The 22892-nt window shown below is 46.2% G+C and carries 25 protein-coding genes; 7 read left to right on the top strand and 18 right to left on the bottom strand.

Annotation, left to right across the window (positions count from 1 at the left end; translation table 11 throughout):
* Positions 1-99 precede the first annotated feature (99 nt).
* Both pgeF and AC5EF3_RS14690 read left to right on the top strand, forming a co-directional pair.
* Entirely contained in the window at positions 100-894 is a 795-nt protein-coding gene (pgeF, locus tag AC5EF3_RS14695; RefSeq protein ID WP_493548585.1) for a peptidoglycan editing factor PgeF, read from the top strand.
* 186 nt (positions 895-1080) lie between these two features.
* A complete protein-coding gene (locus AC5EF3_RS14690; protein WP_041301935.1) occupies positions 1081-2016 on the top strand; it encodes a ribose-phosphate pyrophosphokinase in 936 nt (311 codons plus the stop codon).
* A gap of 287 nt (positions 2017-2303) precedes the next feature.
* On the opposite strand, the gene AC5EF3_RS14685 is transcribed toward AC5EF3_RS14690, so the two are convergent.
* Positions 2304-4853 carry a M56 family metallopeptidase gene (locus AC5EF3_RS14685; RefSeq protein ID WP_493548584.1) on the bottom strand — a complete coding sequence of 850 codons (2550 nt, stop codon included), beginning with the start codon at positions 4851-4853 and terminating at the stop codon, positions 2304-2306.
* Positions 4850-5236 carry a BlaI/MecI/CopY family transcriptional regulator gene (locus tag AC5EF3_RS14680; protein ID WP_015826607.1) on the bottom strand — a complete coding sequence of 129 codons (387 nt, stop codon included), beginning with the start codon at positions 5234-5236 and terminating at the stop codon, positions 4850-4852. The genes AC5EF3_RS14685 and AC5EF3_RS14680 overlap by 4 nt, the downstream gene beginning before the upstream one ends.
* Before the next feature lie 254 nt (positions 5237-5490).
* Here AC5EF3_RS14680 and AC5EF3_RS14675 point away from each other — a divergent pair, with 254 nt between their 5' ends.
* Together AC5EF3_RS14675 and pth are read left to right on the top strand one after the other, a co-directional pair.
* Entirely contained in the window at positions 5491-6120 is a 630-nt protein-coding gene (locus AC5EF3_RS14675; protein WP_015826606.1) for a 50S ribosomal protein L25/general stress protein Ctc, read from the top strand.
* A gap of 87 nt (positions 6121-6207) precedes the next feature.
* Positions 6208-6900 carry an aminoacyl-tRNA hydrolase gene (gene pth, locus AC5EF3_RS14670; RefSeq protein WP_493548583.1) on the top strand — a complete coding sequence of 231 codons (693 nt, stop codon included), beginning with the start codon at positions 6208-6210 and terminating at the stop codon, positions 6898-6900.
* Between the two features lie 26 nt (positions 6901-6926).
* Here the strand turns inward: pth and AC5EF3_RS14665 are convergent, their stop codons facing one another.
* The gene (locus tag AC5EF3_RS14665) at positions 6927-7286 is read right to left on the bottom strand and encodes a hypothetical protein (protein ID WP_015826604.1); all 360 of its coding nucleotides are present in this window, start codon (positions 7284-7286) and stop codon (positions 6927-6929) included.
* Positions 7287-7468: 182 nt separating this feature from the next.
* Here AC5EF3_RS14665 and ychF point away from each other — a divergent pair, with 182 nt between their 5' ends.
* The gene (ychF, locus tag AC5EF3_RS14660; RefSeq protein WP_015826603.1) at positions 7469-8572 is read left to right on the top strand and encodes a redox-regulated ATPase YchF; all 1104 of its coding nucleotides are present in this window, start codon (positions 7469-7471) and stop codon (positions 8570-8572) included.
* A 61-nt stretch (positions 8573-8633) separates the two neighbouring features.
* On the opposite strand, the gene AC5EF3_RS14655 is transcribed toward ychF, so the two are convergent.
* Together AC5EF3_RS14655 and AC5EF3_RS14650 are read right to left on the bottom strand one after the other, a co-directional pair.
* Positions 8634-9593, bottom strand: a complete 960-nt coding sequence (locus AC5EF3_RS14655; protein ID WP_493548582.1) for a lipid II:glycine glycyltransferase FemX — start codon at positions 9591-9593, stop codon at positions 8634-8636.
* Positions 9594-9855: 262 nt separating this feature from the next.
* On the bottom strand, positions 9856-10695 hold the full coding sequence (locus AC5EF3_RS14650; protein WP_493548581.1) for a carbon-nitrogen hydrolase family protein: 840 nt from the start codon (positions 10693-10695) through the stop codon (positions 9856-9858).
* 147 nt (positions 10696-10842) lie between these two features.
* Here AC5EF3_RS14650 and AC5EF3_RS14645 point away from each other — a divergent pair, with 147 nt between their 5' ends.
* Entirely contained in the window at positions 10843-12111 is a 1269-nt protein-coding gene (locus AC5EF3_RS14645) for a multidrug effflux MFS transporter (RefSeq protein WP_493548580.1), read from the top strand.
* A gap of 53 nt (positions 12112-12164) precedes the next feature.
* Here the strand turns inward: AC5EF3_RS14645 and AC5EF3_RS14640 are convergent, their stop codons facing one another.
* The 10 genes from AC5EF3_RS14640 to petA form a co-directional block, all read right to left on the bottom strand.
* The gene (locus tag AC5EF3_RS14640) at positions 12165-13169 is read right to left on the bottom strand and encodes a 23S rRNA (adenine(2030)-N(6))-methyltransferase RlmJ (RefSeq protein ID WP_493548579.1); all 1005 of its coding nucleotides are present in this window, start codon (positions 13167-13169) and stop codon (positions 12165-12167) included.
* A 99-nt stretch (positions 13170-13268) separates the two neighbouring features.
* A complete protein-coding gene (locus AC5EF3_RS14635; protein WP_493548578.1) occupies positions 13269-14114 on the bottom strand; it encodes a hypothetical protein in 846 nt (281 codons plus the stop codon).
* 84 nt (positions 14115-14198) lie between these two features.
* On the bottom strand, positions 14199-14795 hold the full coding sequence (locus AC5EF3_RS14630) for an ATP-dependent Clp protease proteolytic subunit (protein WP_015826596.1): 597 nt from the start codon (positions 14793-14795) through the stop codon (positions 14199-14201).
* 142 nt (positions 14796-14937) lie between these two features.
* Positions 14938-15465: an adenine phosphoribosyltransferase gene (locus tag AC5EF3_RS14625; protein WP_493548577.1), complete on the bottom strand. Its 528-nt coding sequence runs from the start codon at positions 15463-15465 to the stop codon at positions 14938-14940.
* Between the two features lie 26 nt (positions 15466-15491).
* Positions 15492-16046, bottom strand: a complete 555-nt coding sequence (locus AC5EF3_RS14620) for a GNAT family N-acetyltransferase (protein WP_493548576.1) — start codon at positions 16044-16046, stop codon at positions 15492-15494.
* 39 nt (positions 16047-16085) lie between these two features.
* On the bottom strand, positions 16086-16739 hold the full coding sequence (locus tag AC5EF3_RS14615) for a glutathione S-transferase family protein (protein WP_493548575.1): 654 nt from the start codon (positions 16737-16739) through the stop codon (positions 16086-16088).
* On the bottom strand, positions 16736-17611 hold the full coding sequence (locus AC5EF3_RS14610) for an S-methyl-5'-thioadenosine phosphorylase (protein ID WP_493548574.1): 876 nt from the start codon (positions 17609-17611) through the stop codon (positions 16736-16738). Before AC5EF3_RS14610 ends, AC5EF3_RS14615 begins: the two co-directional genes overlap by 4 nt.
* 148 nt (positions 17612-17759) lie before the next feature.
* Positions 17760-18665, bottom strand: coding sequence for a cytochrome c1 (locus tag AC5EF3_RS14605; RefSeq protein ID WP_015826591.1), 906 nt, complete (start codon positions 18663-18665; stop codon positions 17760-17762).
* Between the two features lie 14 nt (positions 18666-18679).
* Positions 18680-20158 carry a cytochrome b gene (locus tag AC5EF3_RS14600; RefSeq protein WP_015826590.1) on the bottom strand — a complete coding sequence of 493 codons (1479 nt, stop codon included), beginning with the start codon at positions 20156-20158 and terminating at the stop codon, positions 18680-18682.
* Positions 20159-20170: 12 nt separating this feature from the next.
* Positions 20171-20740, bottom strand: a complete 570-nt coding sequence (gene petA, locus AC5EF3_RS14595) for a ubiquinol-cytochrome c reductase iron-sulfur subunit (RefSeq protein ID WP_015826589.1) — start codon at positions 20738-20740, stop codon at positions 20171-20173.
* A gap of 120 nt (positions 20741-20860) precedes the next feature.
* On the opposite strand from petA, the gene AC5EF3_RS14590 reads away from it, so the two are divergent.
* Positions 20861-21319, top strand: a complete 459-nt coding sequence (locus tag AC5EF3_RS14590; RefSeq protein ID WP_015826588.1) for a tRNA (cytidine(34)-2'-O)-methyltransferase — start codon at positions 20861-20863, stop codon at positions 21317-21319.
* 61 nt (positions 21320-21380) lie between these two features.
* On the opposite strand, the gene AC5EF3_RS14585 is transcribed toward AC5EF3_RS14590, so the two are convergent.
* The 3 genes from AC5EF3_RS14585 to AC5EF3_RS14575 form a co-directional block, all read right to left on the bottom strand.
* Positions 21381-21671: a hypothetical protein gene (locus tag AC5EF3_RS14585; protein WP_015826587.1), complete on the bottom strand. Its 291-nt coding sequence runs from the start codon at positions 21669-21671 to the stop codon at positions 21381-21383.
* Between the two features lie 85 nt (positions 21672-21756).
* Complete coding sequence (locus AC5EF3_RS14580; RefSeq protein ID WP_015826586.1) at positions 21757-22059, bottom strand: hypothetical protein; 303 nt, start codon at positions 22057-22059, stop codon at positions 21757-21759.
* A gap of 181 nt (positions 22060-22240) precedes the next feature.
* Entirely contained in the window at positions 22241-22855 is a 615-nt protein-coding gene (locus tag AC5EF3_RS14575; protein WP_493548573.1) for a hypothetical protein, read from the bottom strand.
* Positions 22856-22892: the final 37 nt, after the last annotated feature.

The following is a 22892-nucleotide window of genomic DNA, read 5'->3' as shown; positions in this document are numbered from 1 at the left end:
CAAATTTGTAGCTGGAGCAAATATAGCATGGACAATGCCTTCCATTTCCCCAATTAAACCCTCAAATAGAGGATATATCGCAGATACGAATGGATAGTTATGGCCAACTCAACATCACGTGCACCTTTTATAGAATCTCCTGCTCTGAAACCATTTTCAATGAACTGGCGGCATGGCTTCTTTGGACGTGAGGGCGGCGTATCTACGGGCGTCTACAAAAGCTTGAATACAGGCCCCGGCTCCAACGATCAAGGAAATCGCGTCAAAGCAAATCGTGACCGTATATGCGTCACGCTAGGTGCCCTTCCTGGTCGTATGATTACGCTGAGGCAGGCGCATACAAATAAAGCGATTATTGTCGATGGTCCACTTTCTGTATCTCAAGCACCAGAAGCAGATGCCATTGTCACAGCGACACCCGGGCTTGTTATTACAGCATTGGCCGCAGACTGCGCTCCAATCTTGATTGGCGACCCTAAAGCAAGCGTCATCGCTGCAATCCATGCAGGATGGAAAGGCGCGGTAACGGGTGTGATAGAAGATGCTATCAAGCAAATGGAAACCCTTGGCGCATCTCCAACAAACATGATTGCCGCTATAGGACCATGCATAAGCAAAGACAGTTTCGAAGTGGGCCCAGATTTTGAAAAAGCCTTTCTCGACATCTCACCTTGGTGCGCAAAATTATTTGAGCCAGGCGAAGGAGATCGCCTTAAGTTTGATCTAAAACATTATTGCCGCTCCCGCCTCATTCGTGCTGGAGTCGGGAAATGCGAGGCAATCGCTGATGACACCGTCTCTCAACCCGATAAATATTTCTCCTACCGCCGTTCAAAAAAACAAGGAGACACCGACTATGGACGCAATGCATCGTCAATTATGCTCGTCGCTTAGGGCAAACTCTTAAAAAAACTGCCGTATATACAAAAAGTATCAATATATTTCGATAAGCGCCCGTAGAGCTGTTGCGGGAAAAGGCAGATTGATACAAAAGCTTTACAAATCGGACCTGCTAAAAACCTTGGCACGAGATTAGGGCGCAGGAATTAGAATAAGCGGAACCTTTGGGCGATGGGCGAAATGAAACTTATCACATGTAATTCCAACCGCGAGTTGGCAAAAGATGTAGCTTCCTATCTGGATGCTAGACTAACCGAAGCAGATGTGCAGACATTTGCGGACAACGAAGTCTTCGTTCGGATCAACGAAAATGTCCGTGGTCATGACGTATTCCTCATTCAATCAACGTCTGCACCAGCAAACGACCATTTAATGGAATTGCTCATTACGTGTGATGCACTTGTACGCGCGTCAGCTCGTAGAATTACGGCAGTCATCCCCTATTTTGGTTATGCAAGACAAGATCGCAAAACAGATGGACGCACACCGATTTCAGCCAAACTCGTCGCCAATCTCATTCATAAAGCAGGTGCCGATCGCGTTCTAACCGTTGACCTTCACGCTGGGCAGATTCAAGGCTTTTTTGATATCCCAACCGACAACTTGATCGCGGGTCCTGTGTTTGTTCAAGACATTAAAGAAAAATATGGCTCCAAAGACGTCATGGTCGTTTCTCCAGATGTCGGAGGTGTGGTTCGCGCACGCGCCCTTGCAGACCGGCTAAACTGTGACCTAGCTATAGTGGATAAACGCCGCCCCAAAGCTGGTGTGTCTGAAGTCATGAACATCATCGGGGATGTTAAAGACCGCGCCTGTATAATGGTTGATGACATGACAGATAGCGGAGGCACTTTGTGTAATGCTGCGGATGCAATGCTGAATGCCGGCGCTAAATCTGTTTCTGCCTATGTCACCCATGGTGTTCTTTCACCCGGTGCAGCAGCAAGAATTGATAAATCCCGTCTTAAAGAGCTCGTTTGCACAGACTCTATCGCCGCTTCAGAAGAAGTTGCCAATGCGAAGAAAATACGCCGCGTATCAATTTCTCACTTGATTGGAGAAGCTGTACGCCGTGTTGCCAATGAAGAATCTGTCTCGAAACTATTTGACTACTAAGTCGCACATTTTACATCACTATATACACAGCAAAAACGCAGCTCTGGGGCAACAGAGCTGCGTTTTCTATGACGTCATGCTAATTCGGGGGTCATTATCCTAGTTAGCCAGTGTCAATTCCCAACGTTTACCTTAGGTCACACCTATAACAAGTTAGTAAATCTTACCTGTAAAAATCGCTCAACTATATCTAAAAATTAGTCAGGATTGAAACAGCACCTAAATTTCTACTTTTTAAGCACAAGAACAACGCAAATTTCATTCCCATTATTGTCTATATACTTAGCCTAATGAAAGGCTTTCTGAGCCTCTACTAATTGTTCAGCAACTTGAGTACGTGCTTCTTGCAAAGCTGACTTTGCTGTTTTTAGACCAACCAATTTATACTTGGCATCTACCTCTTCTGAATTTTCAATTTGCTCGCACTGCTCGGAAATTGATAAAACTTTTTCATCCAATTCCACGAGAACCTGCTCCAAAGCAACAATTTGTGTTTTAGCAATCTGCTCTTGTCGGACCGCAGTCCAATCTTGAGCGAACGCACGAGATGACATTGCCAATGCCTCAGCACTTAACCGCGCATTCGCTCGTGCTTGTGCCTGAGCTTGAGCTTGAGCTTTCAAGTTCGCAGCATGACGAGAAGATTCAGCAGAGCGCTCAAATCGCGCGGCAAGTTCCTCTACTTGCGCTTCTAAACTATCAGTCCACCTATCAACTTCCACTTCATACGCATCTGCCTGCGCTTCAATGCGCTTCTCCAAACCACCTTCAAGCATTTCGACAAACTCACGATCTTCTCGCTGACGATCACGCATATCTTGAGCACGTTCGCGCATATCGGCTTTTTCTTCACGCTCACGATCACGCATGTCTTGAGCTTGTTCACGCATATCGGCCTTGAAATCATTCATGTCTTTTTCAAAATAGTTCTGAATTTCATGACGCCATTCATTCCATTCCGCAGCATTAGAAATCTTGTCTCCATTCACCCAAATACCAAGCTTACTCGGAGGAATATCAGAAGTTCCGGCAATAATTTTCACTGAATCACCATTTGCATCTTCATAAGTATATTTACGCTTATTGGACACACCGTCATTGCTCACAATGTGCCTAGGTATGAAATCATCTTTTGATGGATCAAATTCAATAACCACAACACCTGCATCCAGGATCTGTACGCGGCCATCATCCAAATAAGTAATACCTGTCACTTTGGGGGCATTCGGCGCTATTGGGGCCTTAGGTGCAACTAAAGCAGCCGGTGCTGATGGCGCGACCAATGCTGATGCGCTATCGGCCGCAATTGGTTGTGCAAGAGATTTTGGAAGAACAACGCCAAGGTCTCTAATTTGCTTAGCCCGTAATTCTAAAGCTGGAATAAGTGCGACACCAAGCTGCTCTGGATCATAGGCAACTTTATGCCCCGATCTTACAAAATCAGGTGCAGGGCCATAAACTTCGATATGCAAATGCGGTCCAGTTGCATTGCCTGATTCACCCAACAACCCAATCACATCACCAGCTTGAACAGATTGTCCAACTTCGACAAGAATTTTGCTCAATTGGCCAAAGCGCCCCATCCATTCAGGATTGTAATTGATTTGAACAACATTCCCATAGCCTTCTTTATAGCCGGCGAATGTCACCAAGCCATGCGAAGGCGTGTGGATTTTGGTTCCTATTTTATCCGCAATATCAATGCCAGCATGGTCTTTCATTTCTTTGGATATTGGATGCTTACGAATACCGAAACCAGAGGTAATTTTAGCTTTTTCCGATTTAATGACTGTCGCTTCAAACTCAGGCAATGGAGCACGTAATTTCTCGCCGCCCGCTCCTTGAGCCGCAGCAAGAGGCAAACCAGCGAGTAAGAACACACCAAATGCAGCAAGGCCAACCAATGACGAATTACCCTGTGAATTAGCCACGGCGATTTTCACACGTTCGGTCAGCTCTTTATCCTTATTGAAGGGAAACATTGCTGCAGCGGGCGCACGGGTAGGCAAACCTTCGGCAAAGCGTGCAGCAGCCACCAAAGCGCGTGCATATACAGTTGGCGGCGCTTTAGAGACCAGCATCGCTTCATCACATGCAATTTCACGTGCACGGTCAAGCTCTGCGCGAACCAACCACGCAAACGGGTTGAACCACAATACATCCGCGACGATCCGCTCCATTGGGCGCCAAACAGCATCCAGACGCCGTATGTGCATGAGCTCATGCCCGACGACTAAAGCCATCTCTTCTTGGCTCAACTCACGTTCCAGCCCATGGGGAAGATACACAACCGGCTTCAACACGCCCTGCGTAAACGGAGAATAATCTCCTGGAAGTAGACGAAAACTTGTACGGCGCGTTAGTCCCAAACGTTTATTCCAGAACTCTGCTGATGAAAGCACCGCATAGCTTTGCACCGGATCAGATTTATCCGTAATTCTTTTCAGCTCTTTATTTGCCCAACGTGCACGACATGCGCGGAACATCCAGCCGAGGCTCAAGAACACGATAGCAGCAGTCATTAGGTCAAACTCAAATGACACCCCTTGAGATACTTCCTGCACAGCAACCCCTGTTTGCGCTGGCATTTCTTCAAGAACAATCGGAATAGACGGAGCCTGTCCTTCACCATAATTCCAAATAGGATCAATCGTTCCCGGCCCCATACACGCATATATAAGCGCAACGGGAAAAGGCGCGAGAAGCATAATACTCGCGCATCTCCACATCATTTGACGCGTGCGCCCCGATAAACCAAGTCGTTGAATACCAGCAGCAGCGACAGCCACAACACCGCCCCAAAGGATTGACAGAACAAGCAGTACGACAAAGCTCATTTTTTCTCTCCATCATCTACAGAAGAAGAATTGATTAGCGCATCAAGCTCGTCTAATTCATCCGATGTAAGGTGTGGACTACCCGCAAACATCGACACCGGTAGGTCGCCTTCAATATCCATAACTTTGCGGGTCAAATCTTTTACAAGCCCGCTAAAAACTTCAACTTTCGACAAAGCTGCATCAAATACAGTAATCCCATGCACATCTCGACGCGTGAGCCATGTTTTATCAATCATCCGGTTAATCACTGTTCGCGTTGTCGAATAACTCCAGCCAGTTTCAGCCGATACACCATCATGAACTTCACGAGCGCTTTGCTCACCTATGGTCCAAAAATGCTTTAAGACGGTCAATTCAGATTTATTTGGCTGTTGGCTCATATTCTCTCTCGCTCTTCGTTGGCGAATTGTCATATTAGTACGACACACTGAAGCTATTCACTACAACTGTAACGAACTTTTGTCAAAGTGTTTTTTGTCTCTTATTCTAGCAATAGCGCATACGGCCTTTTCGAGGTTGCTTTTCCCTTTCAGTCCCACTATAAGCCCCTCTTCAACTCCAAGGGTTTACCCCTGTGATGTTTGGGGGCGCATAGCATGGTGCAATGTTTGCCTCAGGACGGAAGGACATAAAAATGGCTACAGATATTTTATTAAACGTTGAGCTACGTGAACGCACAGGTAAAGGCGGATCTCGCCAAGCACGTCGTGAAAACCGCGTTCCTGCTATTCTTTACGGCGGAAAAGAAGCTCCAGTTTCAATCAGCTTAGACCGTATTGAAATTCTTAAAGCACTTAACACTGGTAAATTTCTTTCTAACCTTGTTGAGATTGAACACAAAGGTAAGAAGCAATTTGTTATCCCTCAGGATGTTCAATTCCACCCAGTAACTGAAGTTGCACTACACGTAGACCTTTACCGCGTGAAAGAGGACCAACTTGTTAAAGTTGAGGTTCCTGTACACTTCACGGGTGAAGACGTATCTCCAGGTATTAAACGCGGTGGTTCATTGAACATCGTACGTCACACTGTTGAACTTGAAGTTCCAGCTGGACACATTCCTGAATTCCTAACTGGTGATGTAAGTAGCTTGGATATTGGTGATAACGTTAAAATCTCCAACATCGAACTTCCAAAAGATGCTACTCCAACAATTACTGACCGTGACTTCACAATCGCAACAATCGTCGGCCGTACAGCATCAGCCAAAGCAGATGATGCAGAAGACGATGCAGCAGAAGAAGAAGGCGAAGCAGAAGCTTAATTGCTCGCTTTGTACAAACAAAATAAGATTACACGGCGTTGAAGCAATTCAGCGCCGTTTTTCTTTAATGCCAAGGATTATTAGCCAATGACGAGTTTGCTTTCAAAACTGCTCGCGCTATTACCATTCGCTAAATCACACCAAAGAGATGCGGAGCCATTCATGTTATTACTCGTTGGCCTTGGAAATCCCGGCGACCAGTATAAAGGCAATCGTCACAATATTGGCTTTATGGCAATTGATGCGATTGCCGATATGCATGGCTTTGGTCCTTGGAAGTCAAAATTTCAGGGAAAAATATCAGAAGGCTTTCTAACCGACGCAAATGGTGGCCGCGTTAAAACGCTGCTTCTAAAACCAACAACATTTTACAATGATAGCGGACGTTCTGTTGGTGAAGCTATGAACTTTTTCAAAATATCTGCTGATCAAACAGTCATCTTTCACGACGAAATAGATTTAGCACCTGGCCGTGTGCGCATGAAAATTGGTGGTGGACATTCTGGTAATAATGGCATGCGCTCTATTATGGCGCAGGCCAGCAAAGACGTGCGCCGCACCCGACTAGGCGTAGGTCATCCCGGCGATAAATCCCGTGTACAGGGGCATGTCTTATCTGATTTTGCGAAATCAGAAGCTAAGTGGCTAGATGACATGCTGGATGCTTGCGCGCGCGCTATTCACTTCCTTGCTGCGGGAGATGATGAACGCTTCCAAGCAGAAGTCATGCGCCTTGCACCTGCACCTAAAGAAGATATGTCTCGCCGCAAGGGTAATTAAGTTAAATAAATATGCTGTAGCGGGAGCTATTCCATACCAATATTCGACATCGCTTTCGCCATTATACGCTTCCCGACAATATTACCATACAATTCTGCAGCACTTGTAAACACAGGTTTTTGCAAATCAACCTTAGACAAACCACAGCCATTCATGGCCATTTGCGACATAGACATGCCAAGCTTGAGCGCATCTGATTGAGCTTCTATTTTGTTTTCAAGAAGCGCATTTACAAGAAAATCTTTCATGACTAGCTCAATCTCCTCGTCTGAGTGACGCACCAAACATCTAGCAAGTTCTTCGGCAGTTGTTTCACTAGCCTGCGCATGAGATACTGAGGTTGCTAGCATAGCAACGATTACAAAAGCCCAAGTTCGTTGAAACATCTTGGTCACCCCCTTTTTATCAAGATTAGCCCTCACCATTTCATGAGACAAAAACCAGAACAATAAAAATATTGAAAACTCCAAGAAATGTGCTCCGCTATTCCATTCTAAGCTCTTGCCCTTTTGCTTGATTTGCTGTCAGTAGTGGCAATTAAATTTTCTGACCGTACGGAGTTCCCCTAATGGGTTTTAAATGTGGTATTGTTGGTCTTCCCAACGTCGGTAAATCAACCTTGTTCAACGCGCTAACAAAAACAGCGGATGCACAAGCAGCCAACTACCCTTTCTGTACGATTGACCCAAATGAAGGCGAAGTCGCGGTTCCAGAAAAACGCTTAAAAGCGCTCGCCGATATCGCGGGCTCAAAAGAGATCATTCCAGCTCGTATGAATTTCGTGGATATCGCGGGTCTCGTAAAAGGTGCTTCACAAGGTGAAGGGCTGGGAAACCAATTCCTTGCCAATATTCGTGAAACCGATGCCATCGCTTATGTATTGCGTTGTTTTGAAGATGATGATGTCACCCACGTTTCCGGCACAATTGATCCGATGTCTGATTATGAAGTTGTTGAAACAGAACTCATGATCGCCGACATGGAGAGCCTTGAAAAACGCAAGCCCGGCCTTGAGAAAAAAGCACGCGGCAATGATAAAGAAGCAAAAATTGCCTTAGAACTCATAGACTTGGCAATGGCTCAACTTGAAGATGGAAAGCCTGCACGTGCTGCTGTTATTCCAGACGATCCAGACACACGCAAAGTCTGGCGTATGATGCAGCTTCTCACTTCCAAACCTGTTTTCTACATCGCCAATGTAGATGAAGATAGCGCTGCAGATGGTAATGATTTTTCTGCAAAAGTCTTCGCACACGCTGAAAAAGAAGGTGCACAAGCTGTTGCTATTTCAGCAAAAATCGAAAGTGAAATCGCCGTTCTAGACGATGATGAAGCCGAAGAATTTCTTGAGACATTAGGTCTTGAAGAGCCTGGCCTAAACCGCGTGATTCAAGCCGGATACAAGCTTTTGAACCTGCAAACTTACTTCACTTGCGGCCCTAAAGAAACACGTGCTTGGACAATCCCTGAAGGCTGTACTGCGCCTAAAGCAGCAGGTGTTATCCACGGTGATTTTGAAAAAGGCTTTATTCGCGCCGAAACAATCGCATATGACGATTATATCCAATATAATGGTGAAGCAGGTGCCAAAGAAGCGGGTAAAGTTCGCCAAGAGGGCAAGGAATACATTGTTAAAGATGGTGATGTCTTGCTATTCAAATTCAACGTCTAAGGCATTTTGACATTCAGCTTACAAACGCTACCTTGACGTTATAACGTTCAATAACAATACATTACGCCTTTACAAACGCGCCGCCCCGCTGGAATACATTTCCGCCCGTGCCAATTTTAAATCGTGCAATTCCAGCGCCGGACTGTGTGTTAACACCGCCAAGATCAAACTGCTTAAAGCCGCGCGCCTTTAGGTCTAAACAGGCATTCCAAAGGCATAAATTATGCGCACCCAGCTTGCGCCCCTCTTCAGAGGTCCAGCCGATATGATAAGTGGCCATGCTGCCATGCTCTAGCACCAGCATGGCCCCCGCACATTCTTTGCCCAGATCAGCTCTGTAAATGGAAATCCCACCATTTTTACCAGCTTGCAAGCACTGTGATTTTGATTCTTGCCATTCTAATGTGAGAGCAGCAGGCAATGCGCGATAACCGCGTTTTTCTCTTTGTGTTTCTTCAAGGTCTAGAAGCCATCTATATTGCGCTGGCTTAGTACCGCCGCTGACAAATTTTAGACCTGACTTTTCAGCTGATGTGAGACGGTTTCGCCATTTTTGATCCATGGATTTGCGTAAAGTCTCGACATCTTGTTCAAGGTTTATGCGAACTGTTGCTTCCCCAGTCATGACCCGCTTCACACTTTTTACCGGTTTAATGTCAGCTTCGTGTTCATCTGGTGTGAAGATCAAGAGTTTAGGCCAGCCCACCGGAACCGCTTTGCTTAAAGTGCGATACACAAAATGCTTATCGGCAATACTGATGTCTTCTAGCCAAATTGGACCATGCGTGCAGAGCGCAAATTGCCCAACCAATGCGAAAGGCCTAGATGTGATCTGAGCCAAGGCTATGACGGTATTATCGTCTGATCGCGCCACACTCGCGCGCCATACTTTTGCACCATGATGAGAGAGCACATCACCATACGCCCAATCTTGTTGATAGCTGGCGCAAGCGTTTGTGTGGGCGATGTCCCAGTCTGTTCTATTAATTTGGTTCCAACGAACCTGCAGGACTTCACTCATGAAACAAAAAATTAGTCAGTTAGGGTTAACGATGGGTCGACATACAGACAATCATTCGAAGTGAAAAGGCAATAAAGCATATGGCCAAATCAAAGGTTCAAACAATCTCCGGTTACACTCTGAAAGAACCAAGAATCACACCTATGGCCATTTGGCTAGTTTTTCTTTGGGTTGGACTACCTGTTCTCCTTATAGGCGGTGCTCTGGATCTTCTTATGCAAGTCACAACTGGCATTTGCTCTGGCGTGTGGTGCTTCGTCGACTAAATCAGAGTCACTTCCTCAAGCATAAAGGTTTGGTCACTGTGTAATGATGGTAATCTTGCTCTAACTTTTTCAACCTCTTCCAAATCAATTTGAGCACTGATCACACATGGGTCTGACCCAGCTTCCGCTAGAATTTCACCCCAAGGTGATACGATCATAGAATGTCCATAGGTTTCGCGGCCATCTGCGTGCTTACCGCCTTGCGCCGCCGCAAGAATGAACACGCCATTTTCGATTGCACGTGCCCGAATGAGCGAGTGCCAGTGCGCTTCTCCTGTCACCTTTGTAAACGCTGCCGGAAGTGTCACGAGGTTTGCGCCCGCTTTGGCTAAATTTCGATAGAGTTCTGGAAAACGCAAATCGTAACAAATGCTCATCCCTAGCTTGGCAAAAGGCGTTGTCACCAAAGTACTTTTATTGCCTGCCTTATAGGACTTGGATTCCCGATATGATTGCCCATCCCCGACCTCCACATCAAACATGTGGATCTTGTCATACCAGGCGACTATTTCGCCATTGGGATTTATCAAAAATGACCTGTTTGCGAATCGCTCATCATTGTCTCCCCTAACAGCGAGTGATCCAATCTGTAGCCAGATGTTCAGCTCTCCAGCTAGCGCCGAGAGTGCTTTTAGACAGGTATCGTCTTCTTGAGCCACTACTTTGCTTTTTGCACCGCCCGGGCGAATATCTAAAAATCCAGTATTCTCAGGCGTGACAACAAATTTAGCGCCTTGAGCCGCAGCTTGCTTTATCAAATCCGACGCAGCACTTATGTTTTCATGCACGACGTCGCTTGATCGCAGTTGAACGCAGGCACAGTGTAAGAGTGTCATAACTGTCACTTATTTCATCTATGAGACGGGAAAAGAGTACACTCAGAGCCTTGCCTTTGACGGTCTTTCTGTCAATTGTGGGGAGCTATTTTGAACGAACGTTCTAAATGTATATTTTTTCTTTATTCGACCCGTCATCGAGATTGCATGTCAAACGAATCTAAAACAAAAACAAAAGCACAAACTGCGACATCTACGCGACCAAGTGCAATGAAGCATCTACCTGTCTGGGAATTGATTTGTATCATAGCAGGCCTGATGGCACTGAATGCTACCGCTGTGGACATTATGCTGCCCGCCCTCAGCGATATTCAAAACACTTTCCAATTTGAAGATGACAATAATCGACAAAAAATGGTGATTGTCTATCTTATGGGAATGGGACTTTCCCAAATATTTTATGGTCCTTTAATCGACCGATTTGGGCGCAAGCCTATCCTCGTCGTTTCCCTAATCGTTTACATTATTGCCAGTGTTGCTTGTCTAGTTGCACCTGATTACCAGATGCTAATTTTCGCAAGAGCTGTTCAGGGTGCAGCAGCTGGGGCGACACGCGTTGTGGCCGCAGCGGTCGTTCGAGATTGCTATACTGGGCGCGCAATGGCTGAAATCATGTCGATTGTTATGTTGATATTCATGGCGGCCCCCATTCTAGCTCCAAGCCTTGGTGAAGGTATTCTTTTCTTTTTCGGGGATTGGCGAGCAATTTTTTGGGCGCTTGTGGTCTTAGGCAGTGTGATGATGATCTGGTCTTATGTTCGATTGCCCGAAACCTTGGCGCCTGAAGACCGAAGGCCGTTAAAACCGTCAACTATCGCGCGTTCCTATTACACAGTCTTCACCAATAGATACGCCATGGGATATTCAATCGCGTCTGCACTCATCTTTGGGACGTTGTTTGGCTATATCAGCGCTTCTGAGCAAATTTACGTGGAAGCTTTTGATAAAGGAGCCTCTTTTCCATTATGGTTTGCGGGTGTCTCCGCTGGGATGGCCGTGTCCAACTTGTTGAACTCACGTCTTGTTCAAAACCTAGGAATGCGTTTCTTATCGCATTGGGCTTTGATCATTATGATTTTGGTCAATATTCTACATGCAATCGTCTCTCATAGTGGCAATGAAAGCTTCGTCGTATTCTATGTTCTGATGATCATATCTTTTGTTTGCATAGGCTTTATTGGGCCAAACTTTTCATCAACAGCGATGGAACCTTTAGGACATATTGCTGGTTCAGCATCAGCTCTATACGGCTTTGCGACAACATTCCTTGCGGCTGCTATTGGTGGTTTTGTAGCAGATCAATACGATGGAACTTTAGGGCCATTATTTGCCGTTAATGCCATCTGTTTGATATTGGCATTGGTTGTTATTTTATGGACTGAAAGAGGCCGGCTTTTTCAACGCAATGAAATGTAAAAGCACAACAAAGAAAAGGCTGGAGCACCACAGCACCAGCCTTTCATCATTTTCTAAATGTCGTTCTTATTCAGGCCAAGCTCTGCAAGATCTTCTTCACTAAGTTCAATATTGCCGTCATCTGGATCAAATGTCGGCACATTCTCTATTTCGACATCAATTTGCTCTTCAAGACCAGGTTCTGCCTCAGGTGCATTAATACGCCAACCTGCACCCTCATCTTGTTGCAACAGCTCTGTTAGCCACGGCAAAACCGTCAATAGCGCGTCCTGCATGCCGTAAGGCGGATTAACGACAACAACACCTGCTCCACACAAAGGCCCAGGCTCTACGATTTCTTTTACCCATAAATCTGCAAGCAGAATTTTCTCGTGAGAAAACTCCATATCATCAAGCAACCACTCTGCGAGGCCATCATCAAATTTTTGGGTGTTTTCCATATCCTTAAGCGGACGCCAGAAAATATATGTTCCTGTCGGCCAGCGAGAAATACCGCCCATAGCGCCTTTAGCCATATGCGCTAGCTCATCGCGATGCTCAAATGGAGGATCTACCAGAACAACACCGCGACGCTCTGGTGGCGGCAAATACGCCTTAAGCGCTTCATAGCCATTGCGGTTTTCAATCTTCACGCGTTTATCGCGGAAAAAATGATCCGTTAGCGTCTCTTTGTCAGCTGGATGCAATTCAGTCAGGCGCAAGCTATCCTGTTCACGCATCAATGTAGCCGCCAGATCAGGAGACCCCGGATAGCTCTCTAAATCGCCATCATAATTAATCTCGGAAACAGCATCCAAATAAGGTTTCAAGATTGCCGCAACATCTTCGGGAATGTTTCCCGCTTTATGTGCAGCCCAAATACGGCCAATACCTTCTTGCCATTCAGGACTGCGGCGTGCCTCATCACCCGTTAGATCATATAGACCTATACCTGCATGTGTATCGATATAGCGAAAGGGTTTGTCTTTCTTCTTCAAGCTCTCGATACAAAGGACCAGCACAAGGTGTTTAAGGATGTCAGCAAAATTGCCAACGTGAAATGCATGACGATAATTCAATCTAAGAACCCACGAGTTTGGACTAAGTGTAGCAAGCAGCTGTACGCCTCTCGCGCTCTTATTCCAAGCCCCATCATCATGTTTATGGATCAACATGCATTATGGGCGCGTGACCTCGTCATATGCATGCGGGTGAGGGTCAGGCAGACCGCCTTCCCCAACACCGCCCCCTCGCATAGAACCAGACAATACTTCAGGCAAAGGCCCTTTGAATAGATCAAAGCTTTCACGCTTTACAAAAGGGAGATCACCAGCAGCTGAAAACTTTGCGGCATTCTCAGAATTTATACGTGCACGAATATCTGGTTCCGCCATATATCGTGCAATTGCACCCAATTCAGCACAGGCGCTTCCTGCTTTTCTTGCAGTTTCGATATCGAGGCAAGCTGCATACCCAAGCGCGCGCCGAACAAATGCGAGATCACCGTCTAAACCACTTCCAGCCGGTGTTCTTGGTATAAAAATGCCAGTCGCCTGTTCCTCTAATGTCAGTCCCGCTCTATCGACTTGCCATTTTTCAGATGCACCCTCAGTCTGTCTGCGCTTAGCGTCGGATTCTTCTGCATTTAATGGTGGATCTGGGTCTGGGATTACAACCTTTTCTGAGACTGCCTCTAACGGTTTTGCAGCCGCTTCTGGATTGTCCTGCGCAAGTTCAGGCGTCAAAGGCGCTTCTTGCAAGCGCGCGCGTGGTTTCACGTCCAGCTTGGGTTCTAAAATTTTTTCTTCAGTTTGAAGCGTGTCTTCGGCCAATTCAATTTCAATAAAATCAATTGCGGTATTAATTGGAAGAGGTGCAGTCTGCTTATTTTCACTTTCCGTCATCCAAACTGCGAACATCAACACCACACCATTGGTGATCACCGATGCCGCAAAAAGGCCAACCCGCCTTTTGTATCTGACAACAAATTGACGAGCAGCAGAGATGAAAAAAGAAAAAGCCACGCAACAAACATCATTGCGTGGCTTTTATGGCTAAAATTAGCCTTTTGACTTTACTCACCAAAGTGTGTGGTGAAATGTTGAGCCCTAGCCCATGATTTCTTTTTGTGATGTCACGATCTTGCCAACAAGACCATATTTGACAGCTTCTTCAGCACTCATCCAGAAATCACGGTCTGTGTCTTCTTGGATTTTCTTCAGTGGCTTGCCTGTGGCTTCAGCAAAAATATTGTTGAGACGCTCACGCATTTTGATAATTTCACGCGCTTGGATTTCAACATCAGACGCTTGTCCGCCAACACCGCCGCGTGGTTCATGAAGCAAGAAGCGTGTGTTCGGTGAAGCAAAGCGGTTTTCTTTTTGGGCTGCTGCATAAATCAATGCACCAGCAGAAGCCACCCAACCTGTTCCCAGCACTTTTACAGGTGCAGGTACAAATTTGATCATGTCGTGAATCATATCGCCAGACTCAACATGTCCACCGGGAGAAGACAGAACCAACAAAATAGGGTCTGCGCTTTCAGATGATAATGCCAAGAGGCGTTCACATACACGGCGTGCTTGATTGTCATCAATGCCGCCGGTTAACAATATTGTACGAGCCTTAAAGAGCGCTTCTTCAAGAAACGCATTTGGCTCGCCTAGTGGCTTTTCTTTTGTGTCGTCGTCCAGTCGAATAGTCATGTTCGTATAGTGCTCCCAGAGCGTTCGGGAAAAAAATTCTAACACCTTAAGTGTGGTGCATTGGCCGCCGGGTCAATGGGGCTAATACTAATCTCATGCTTTATGGCGCAGGAATCCTTTCTGAATCCTTCGCAAAAGCTGTTTAATGTCCATCAAAACGCATAAGAGATACAGTTGGAACACCTAAAGCCTCTATTTTTTGCGTTCCACCCAATTCTGGTAGGTCGACAAGAAAAATAGCAGCTTCGACAATCGCACCACCTTTTTGCAACAATTTGATGCCCGCTTCAGCCGTCCCGCCTGTCGCGATCAGATCATCTACAACAAGAATACTTTCACCTGGGGCAACCGCATCTTCATGCATTTCAAGTTCATCAATTCCATATTCCAGCTCATAAGATTGAGAGATAGACTTATAAGGTAATTTTCCCTTTTTGCGAAGCGGTACAAAACCAGCAGAAAGCTGGTGTGCACATGCACCTCCCAATATAAATCCACGCGCTTCTATACCCGCAACTTTATCTATCTTCAGCCCAGCAAAGGGTTGCACCAATTCATCCACAGCGCGGCGGAAAGCTTGAGGGTGCCCCATCAAGGTCGTTACATCGCGAAACATGATCCCAGCTTTAGGGTAATCAGGAATAGTTCGAATAAAGCTTTTCAGATCCATAAGATCACCTCTGGCAAGATAGGTTTTTATAATTGCGCTGGATTGATCAATGCATTGAGCACATGATCACGCCAAACGCCGTTTAGTTGCAGATAGGATTTGGCATATCCTTCTTTCTCAAATCCGAGGCGCGCTAGCACAGCCGCAGATTTCTCGTTTTCTGGTACATGATTCGCGATAACACGATGCAGATAAAGCTTTTCAAATGCATGATTTATAACTTTGGATAAGCATTGAGTCATAATGCCTTGGCGCTCCAATGATGCATCAAGCACATACCCTAATGCAGCAGCCTGTATGACACCCTTAGTGATTTGATCTAAACTCACCTGGGCAAACACGCCTTCACTATCGACCAGCATCCATCTTAGCGCAGTTTCATTTTTGCGTTCTCTTCTGGAACGCGACTTCGCTTTGATCCAATATTCTGGTGTAAAGAAAAATTCTGTCCGCAATGGCGAATATGGGGCAAAGCGTGGTCGATTGCGTTCATGAAAAGCAGCAATTTCATAGGCATCGGCTTCCTCCATAGGAATAAGCTCACGCGTACCTATTTCAAATCGAACGCGATCAAAAGCCATCCATTCCCACTCCCCAAGCAATAAATATTTGCCACAAAGCTATGACAAATACTTGTCAGTCTCTTCTATACTCCAAGATTCTGCTTGGGCTGCAACCGACCATGCCGAAAAAGCTTCTTCAGCTTTCATCGCATTTATATATTTCTGGGCAAGTGGTGACCTTGGCAGATGATAAGTCTCAAATCGCGCAACCACAGGCGCATAGAAAGCATCTGCGATAGACCATTCACCAAATAAGAATGGCTTCTCATCCCTTGCATACTTGTTTAGCCATCCGGTCCAAAAGGCATCAATTTTTCGGGCATCTGCTAAAGCAGCGACATTGGCAGCCGCAGAAGATTTAGCTCTGATATTCATCGGGCAGTATTCGCGCAGACTTGAAAATCCTGCATGCATTAAACTTGCCGCTGCGCGCGCCTCAGCACGAGTAAGCGCATCTTTGGGCCATAGAGATGGATCTTGCTCTGCCGCCCATTCTGCTATCGCAAGGCTTTCAGTAATCACCACACCATCAACGACCAGAATAGGCACAGTGCCGGCACTTGAGACAGACAATATTTTTTCTTTGAAGCCGGGAACATCCAGCGGAATAATCTCTTCCTCAAATGCAATCCCCGCCTTTTTCAAGCACAGCCAAGGACGCAATGACCATGACGAATAATTCTTGTTTCCGATATATAGTTTCACGTTCATTTCAAAACTCTTCCGGCGACAGCATCAAGTTTTTTCAGGGCTTGTGGATCACGCGCTGAAGGCGGTGTAATCAATGCGAAATCCAAACCTGTTTCAATGCCTTGCGTTGTTGGTTCACGCTTAACCTTTGCCATCATCTTAACTAGATTTTTGACTGTCATCCGTGCAAGATCTGCATTGCCTTTGAGCACTTCCAACACATTGGTTACAGACACATTATCTTCTTCTTCATGCCAGCAATCATAATCTGTCACCATAGCAAGTGTGGCGTAAGACATTTCAGCTTCACGTGCGAGTTTGGCCTCGGGCATATTTGTCATGCCAATCACATCACATCCCCATTGGCGATATAATTTAGATTCCGCCAACGACGAAAATTGTGGACCTTCCATCACAATATATGTGCCGCCGCGATGCACTTTAACATCCAGCGCATCCGCGGCATCCGCTGCCATATGGGCTAATCTCTCACAAACGGGATGTGCCATAGAGACGTGCGCCACCACACCTTGTCCAAAGAAGCTTTTTTCGCGCGCGAAAGTGCGGTCAATAAATTGATCGACCATCACAAAATCACCAGGCTTATAATCCTCACGCAAAGACCCAACAGCCGAGAGCGATAGAATATCTGTCACGCCACAGCGTTTGAGAATATCAATATTCGCACGATAATTTAGGTGTGAGGGGGAAATCGAATGCCCGCGGCCATGACGTGGCAAAAACACGACTTCAATGCCTGAGAGTGTACCTCGATATACTTGATCAGACGGTTGCCCCCAAGGAGATGAAACACTTTCCCAACGCCCATTTTCAACGCCATCGATCTCGTAAAGGCCCGAACCTCCAATTACACCTAATATCCAGTTCGTCATCTGGGCAATCTCCACTGCTAAAGTACATTTATTGTCAGCTGTTTTAACATTCATACAACCCACAAATTCAAACCATCAACAAAAATTAAAAAAGGCCGCAGCGAACAATCACTACGGCCTTTTAAATTCTTAAAAACCAAACGGGAGCTTAGTGCTCTACATTCCGCCAGATTTGTTTGTACGATAGGTATACAAGCACAGTCAGGATCAAGAGATAGATCATGACGCTAAAGCCAAGTTTCTTACGTGTCTCAGCTTTAGGCTCACCAGCCCATGCGAGGAATGCAGAAACATCTTCAGCCATTTGGTGAACAGTGGCGGGTGTTCCGTCATCATATTCAATCATTTCATCGCCAAGCGGAGGTGCCATAGCAAGGAAACCACCCGGAGGTAGCATTGTCTTGCCGTGGTCCCCATCATCATGACGAGGACGCGGGTCACCAGACCAGTGCGGTGTCGCATCACCCGGGAAATACGGGTTATAGTGCTGACCATCTGGAACAGTTAGACCTGCATATTTGGTCGCCATGTCTTTTTCAGATGGGTAACCAGTCAACAATGAATACACATATGAAGCGCCGCCATGACGGGCTTTTGTGATCACAGAAAAGTCAGGCGGAAGTGCACCATTATTGGCGTAGCGACCTTGTGCTTTATTCGCATATGGATTTGGGAATGGATCAGATGTCATACGCGTACGCACATCGTCTGAACCATCTTCCTGATTGATGATGTCAACTTCCATTGCATCAGCAGCCAGCTGCTTCACAATAGGGTTATCATTCGGGTTTGGGTAAGCAGGATCATAGAATGGTCCGCCTTTTTGTCCCAAATTACGAAAACGCATCAGATCCATTGAGTGACAAGCAGAACAGACTTCTCTGTATACTTTGTAACCACGCTGAAGCTGTCCTTGATCAAATTGACCAAAAGAGCCTTCGAACGACCATCCACCTTCAGGCGCGTGAGGGTGTTTCACATCGCCAGCCGCATGGGCAGATGCCACGAGACCAACTGATGTTGCTGCAATAGCGAGGAGTTTGAAAATACGCATTATGTCAAATCTCCTTAAGCGTCGTCACGCGCTGGTGAAGCATTTGCCCCACCTGGGATTGGCGTACCACCACTCGAAGCCTTTTTGTGACCAAGTACGCTGTCAGCAATAGATGCTGGACGCGGTTTTGGTTTTTCTTTCACACCAAGGATCGGTAGGATAACGAGGAAGTAAGCGAAATAGTATAAGCCCATAAGTTGAGCTGCCCAAAGCCATTTGAAACCAGCTTTAGAAATCTCAAGACCCGGTTTAGCCGCTTCAGGCAATTCTTGCATGAAGTGTTCAGCGTCGTGATAATCATCAAAGCCTTTAGACTTCACCGCTTCACCTGCTTCATCTGTGTAGGCCACAACTAATTGGTCTTCACGGAATTTGAAAAGCAGATCATCCGGGTTGTTTGCACCAGCGAAACCAAGACCAATTCCACACAAAACAAACAGAATGAAGAATTGTTTTGCCAAAGGACGGTAACGCATTGAGCGCACTTTTGATGTGTCGAGCCAAGGCACAACGAACAAGATAGCAATCGCACCAAACATAGCGATCACACCAGCCAATTTTGCGTCAATTGGACCAATATCAAACGTGATCGCACGCAGGATTGCGTAGAATGGTAGCAAATACCACTCAGGCACAATGTGTGCAGGTGTTTGTAGCGGGTTGGCTTCGATATAGTTATCTGTGTGACCAAGAGCATTTGGTGCGTAGAACACGAAATATGCAAAGATCATCAAGAAAACGAGGATCGCGAACCCATCTTTCACTGTGTAGTAAGGGTGGAAAGGAACAGTATCCTTTTTCACGTCCTTAACGGACACACCTGTTGGGTTGTTATTCCCTGGAACGTGCAGCGCCCAAACGTGCAACACAACGATACCAAAGATAACAAATGGCAATAGATAGTGAAGCGAGAAGAAACGGTTCAGCGTTGGATCACCAATAGCTGGTCCACCTTGCAGGAAGGTCTTCACTGTGTCCCCAACCAATGGAATAGCACCGATGAGTGACGTGATCACGCTCGCACCGTGGTAGGACATCTGACCCCAAGGTAGAACATAACCTAGGAAAGCTGTTCCCATCATGATCAGATAGATCACAACACCCAAAATCCAAAGAACCTCACGCGGTGCTTTGTATGATCCGTAATATAGACCCCGGAACATGTGGATATACACAGCAAGGAAGAACATGGACGCACCGTTTGCGTGTATATAACGCACCAGCCAACCAAATTCGACATCACGCATGATGCGCTCAACAGAAGCAAAAGCTTTTGACGTGTCCGGCACATAGTGCATGGCCAGAACGATACCTGTTACGATCTGAATAACGAGACAGATTGCGAGGATACCCCCGAAAGTCCACCAGTAGTTCAGGTTTTTCGGCGTTGGAAAATCAATCGCCGTGTCGTTTGCAAACCTAATAATCGGCAGGCGCGTATCGAGCCATTTTTCAAAGCCGGTTTTTGGTTCGTATGTAGACGGTCCACTCATGCGAAGATCCCCTTACAACGAAATTTTGATGAGAGAGTCAGAAAGATATGCGTATGTTGGCACTGGCAAGTTTTTCGGTGCCGGTCCCTTACGAATACGTCCTGATGTGTCGTAGTGCGATCCGTGACATGGGCAGTACCATCCGCCAAAATCACCTGTATTACCTTGAGCTGGCCCAACAGGCACACATCCAAGGTGCGTACATGCACCAGATGTTACCAGAATAGCGCGGTTAAGCTCACCATTCATCATTGGCACCAAACGCTCATCATCCGTTTGCGGATCAGGAAGCTTGGAAAGATTCACAGCTTCAGCGGCAGCGATCTCAGCTTCCGTGCGGTGACGTACGAAGAAAGGCTTACCACCAATCAACACACGGATCTCACCGCCCAATGGAATTTTGGATGTATCGACTTCTGCACTTGATGCAGCTCGAGTATCAGCGGCTGGCCCCAGCTGCATGACAAAAGGCCATGCAACGGCGGCGGCACCACCGGCGAATGCCGCACCAGCGGCAATGTGAATAAAGTCACGGCGAGTTTCACCGTCTTCTTCGATATTTGATGTGTGTGCGTCAGACAACGGACAGACCCCTAGCGCAATTGGAGTTATTGCAGAAACTTCTATAGATAGCTACGAAAAAGCGCATGGTGACGCAATGTCGCAACAGCCCCAGAAACCTAATTAGGAGAAGCACCTACAGTGCAGATCGCATTCTATCAACCTGATATTCCGCAAAATCTTGGATCTAATTTCCGAATTGCAGCCTGTTTCTCAACCAAAGTCGATATCATCGGCCCTTGCGGTTTCCCCCTTACTGCCAAGGCTTTACGCCGTTCTGCAATGGATTATGGGCCTATGGTGGACGTTGAACAGCATGATAGCTGGACCAGTTTTAAAAATTCTCCCGACCGAAAAAAAGGTCGCTTAGTTTTATTCACAACAAAAGGTGCAACACCGCTTTTAGAGACTAAATTCGAATCAGGGGACACACTTTTATTCGGTCGAGAAAGCGCAGGTGTCCCCGACGAGGTGCATGATTCGGCTCAAATCAGGTGCGTCATTCCATTGAATCCCGAAGCACGCTCTCTAAATGTGTCTGTTAGCGCTGCAATCGCTCTACATGAAGCATTACGGCAAACAGGCGGCTTACCAAGATAACAAAAAGCCAGTTCGATCTCATCATCGAACTGGCTTTCTAATTTGCAACAAATGGTTTTGTTTATTTAGCGCATGTCGTTGCTGCGCCCATCATAACCATAGCAAGGCTCATTTTTTTATCCAACGGAAGCTCTTCCATAGACGCTTCAACATCTCCGCCTTTGGCACCTTTGGCAATCAGAGCGAAGGTCTCCTCGTCAGTTCCTTCCTCCAGCGCATCTGCCACGCAGCTACACATTGCCTTGTCTTCACCTTCTTCGACACAGGCATTCACGATAGCAGATTTACCGCCGCCACCGCCACATGCAGACAAAGCCAGTGCGGACAAGGATAACACTAAGATTTTTCTCATTTTTCTCTCTCATTATTCAGCAAAATATCGAGAGAAACTAAGCGCCCGAGTAAATGCCTTTTGTTCAGATTTGAGGCAATTTGTTCTACTGACAGGCCTCTAAACCATCTTTGAATACACGGCGTGACATCTTTTTATTCTCTTTTGAGAATGCATCCGAAACGCGCTCAAGTCCATCTTCGCCATCTTCAATTGCACCTTGAGCCAATGGTGCCAGCAATTCAGCGTCTAAATTTTCTTCAACATACTCAACGATACAAGCGCAATCTACCTCGCCCTTTGTTTCGTCTTCACAAGAATTTTGAATGCCCGATAAGTCCAGTTTCGGCTCGCTATTACACGCAACCAAGGTTACAGCAGCACATAAAAGTACGATTTTAGATTTCATAACTACCCCTCTTCCATCTCATACATCAGCCTAAAGACTTCAACACAAAGATATTTTACATTTCGATCGACTGTTTTGTGATGTGTAAAAGGCTTACTCTTTCTCAAAAGTAAATAAAAAGGGGTTATGTATTCACTAACACCTTATTTAGTATGACTTTTCCACAGCAATATAGAAAATCTCATTCCGCTTTGACGCAAATTTGTTGCGCCTCCATCATCGTCAAACCAACCGCCATTTGTTCTTGCTCATTAAATGCCTGAACGCCCAGTGACAGCCCCTCATTTCCGCCATCAACAGCACCGCCGGCAAGGATTTTATACGTTTCAGAAGACACATTTTCTTTCACATAATCTGCCCAGCAATCACACATTTTCGGCGTGTTCCCATCAATTTGACACGCCTTACTCATGGCAGCATCAGCACTCAATATTTCAGGCTGTTCGACCATTTCATTCGTCGTTGTCTCTGAAACTGGCGGCGCATCACTCCCGCCATCAGGGCCACATGCTTCCACGATGATATTGCCCACGCTGTAACGATCTTGCTCAGACAATGCCAACATCGCTTTTGCTAGACCCATCGCCCCATTATTGGCCGCTTCAGTCTCCAACGCATCAAAAAGCGCTGTTGGCAGCTCGCTTTTCAAAGCATCTCCCATGCAGCGACATTCAGCCACTTTGCTTCCTTCGCTAATACAGGCTTTTTCTATTGCTGTTGGTTTTTGCTGATTACACCCAACTAGCAAAGTCCCAGCGGATACGAAAAAGATGAACCGAACGAATATTTTTAACATGCCATGACCTTACACTTTTAAATGCTTGTGCCTGTCT

The organism is Hirschia sp., from assembly GCF_058892565.1.
This window is presented reverse-complemented; position numbering and strand designations above follow the sequence as displayed.

What these genes read in the sequence shown, in the direction of transcription:
- AC5EF3_RS14630 (WP_015826596.1), bottom strand. Translation starts at nt 14,795, where the DNA reads ATGACTATTCGACTGGACGACGACACAAAAGAAAAGCCACTAGGCGAG.
- AC5EF3_RS14665 (WP_015826604.1), bottom strand. Translation starts at nt 7,286, where the DNA reads ATGTTTCAACGAACTTGGGCTTTTGTAATCGTTGCTATGCTAGCAACC.
- AC5EF3_RS14685 (WP_493548584.1), bottom strand. Translation starts at nt 4,853, where the DNA reads ATGAGCTTTGTCGTACTGCTTGTTCTGTCAATCCTTTGGGGCGGTGTT.
- AC5EF3_RS14675 (WP_015826606.1), top strand. Translation starts at nt 5,491, where the DNA reads ATGGCTACAGATATTTTATTAAACGTTGAGCTACGTGAACGCACAGGT.
- AC5EF3_RS14655 (WP_493548582.1), bottom strand. Translation starts at nt 9,593, where the DNA reads ATGAGTGAAGTCCTGCAGGTTCGTTGGAACCAAATTAATAGAACAGAC.
- AC5EF3_RS14690 (WP_041301935.1), top strand. Translation starts at nt 1,081, where the DNA reads ATGAAACTTATCACATGTAATTCCAACCGCGAGTTGGCAAAAGATGTA.
- AC5EF3_RS14585 (WP_015826587.1), bottom strand. Translation starts at nt 21,671, where the DNA reads ATGAGAAAAATCTTAGTGTTATCCTTGTCCGCACTGGCTTTGTCTGCA.
- AC5EF3_RS14605 (WP_015826591.1), bottom strand. Translation starts at nt 18,665, where the DNA reads ATGCGTATTTTCAAACTCCTCGCTATTGCAGCAACATCAGTTGGTCTC.
- pth (WP_493548583.1), top strand. Translation starts at nt 6,208, where the DNA reads ATGACGAGTTTGCTTTCAAAACTGCTCGCGCTATTACCATTCGCTAAA.
- AC5EF3_RS14610 (WP_493548574.1), bottom strand. Translation starts at nt 17,611, where the DNA reads ATGACGAACTGGATATTAGGTGTAATTGGAGGTTCGGGCCTTTACGAG.
- ychF (WP_015826603.1), top strand. Translation starts at nt 7,469, where the DNA reads ATGGGTTTTAAATGTGGTATTGTTGGTCTTCCCAACGTCGGTAAATCA.
- AC5EF3_RS14650 (WP_493548581.1), bottom strand. Translation starts at nt 10,695, where the DNA reads ATGACACTCTTACACTGTGCCTGCGTTCAACTGCGATCAAGCGACGTC.
- AC5EF3_RS14620 (WP_493548576.1), bottom strand. Translation starts at nt 16,046, where the DNA reads ATGGCTTTTGATCGCGTTCGATTTGAAATAGGTACGCGTGAGCTTATT.
- AC5EF3_RS14615 (WP_493548575.1), bottom strand. Translation starts at nt 16,739, where the DNA reads ATGAACGTGAAACTATATATCGGAAACAAGAATTATTCGTCATGGTCA.
- pgeF (WP_493548585.1), top strand. Translation starts at nt 100, where the DNA reads ATGGCCAACTCAACATCACGTGCACCTTTTATAGAATCTCCTGCTCTG.
- AC5EF3_RS14575 (WP_493548573.1), bottom strand. Translation starts at nt 22,855, where the DNA reads ATGTTAAAAATATTCGTTCGGTTCATCTTTTTCGTATCCGCTGGGACT.
- AC5EF3_RS14680 (WP_015826607.1), bottom strand. Translation starts at nt 5,236, where the DNA reads ATGAGCCAACAGCCAAATAAATCTGAATTGACCGTCTTAAAGCATTTT.
- AC5EF3_RS14580 (WP_015826586.1), bottom strand. Translation starts at nt 22,059, where the DNA reads ATGAAATCTAAAATCGTACTTTTATGTGCTGCTGTAACCTTGGTTGCG.
- AC5EF3_RS14625 (WP_493548577.1), bottom strand. Translation starts at nt 15,465, where the DNA reads ATGGATCTGAAAAGCTTTATTCGAACTATTCCTGATTACCCTAAAGCT.
- AC5EF3_RS14645 (WP_493548580.1), top strand. Translation starts at nt 10,843, where the DNA reads ATGTCAAACGAATCTAAAACAAAAACAAAAGCACAAACTGCGACATCT.
- AC5EF3_RS14600 (WP_015826590.1), bottom strand. Translation starts at nt 20,158, where the DNA reads ATGAGTGGACCGTCTACATACGAACCAAAAACCGGCTTTGAAAAATGG.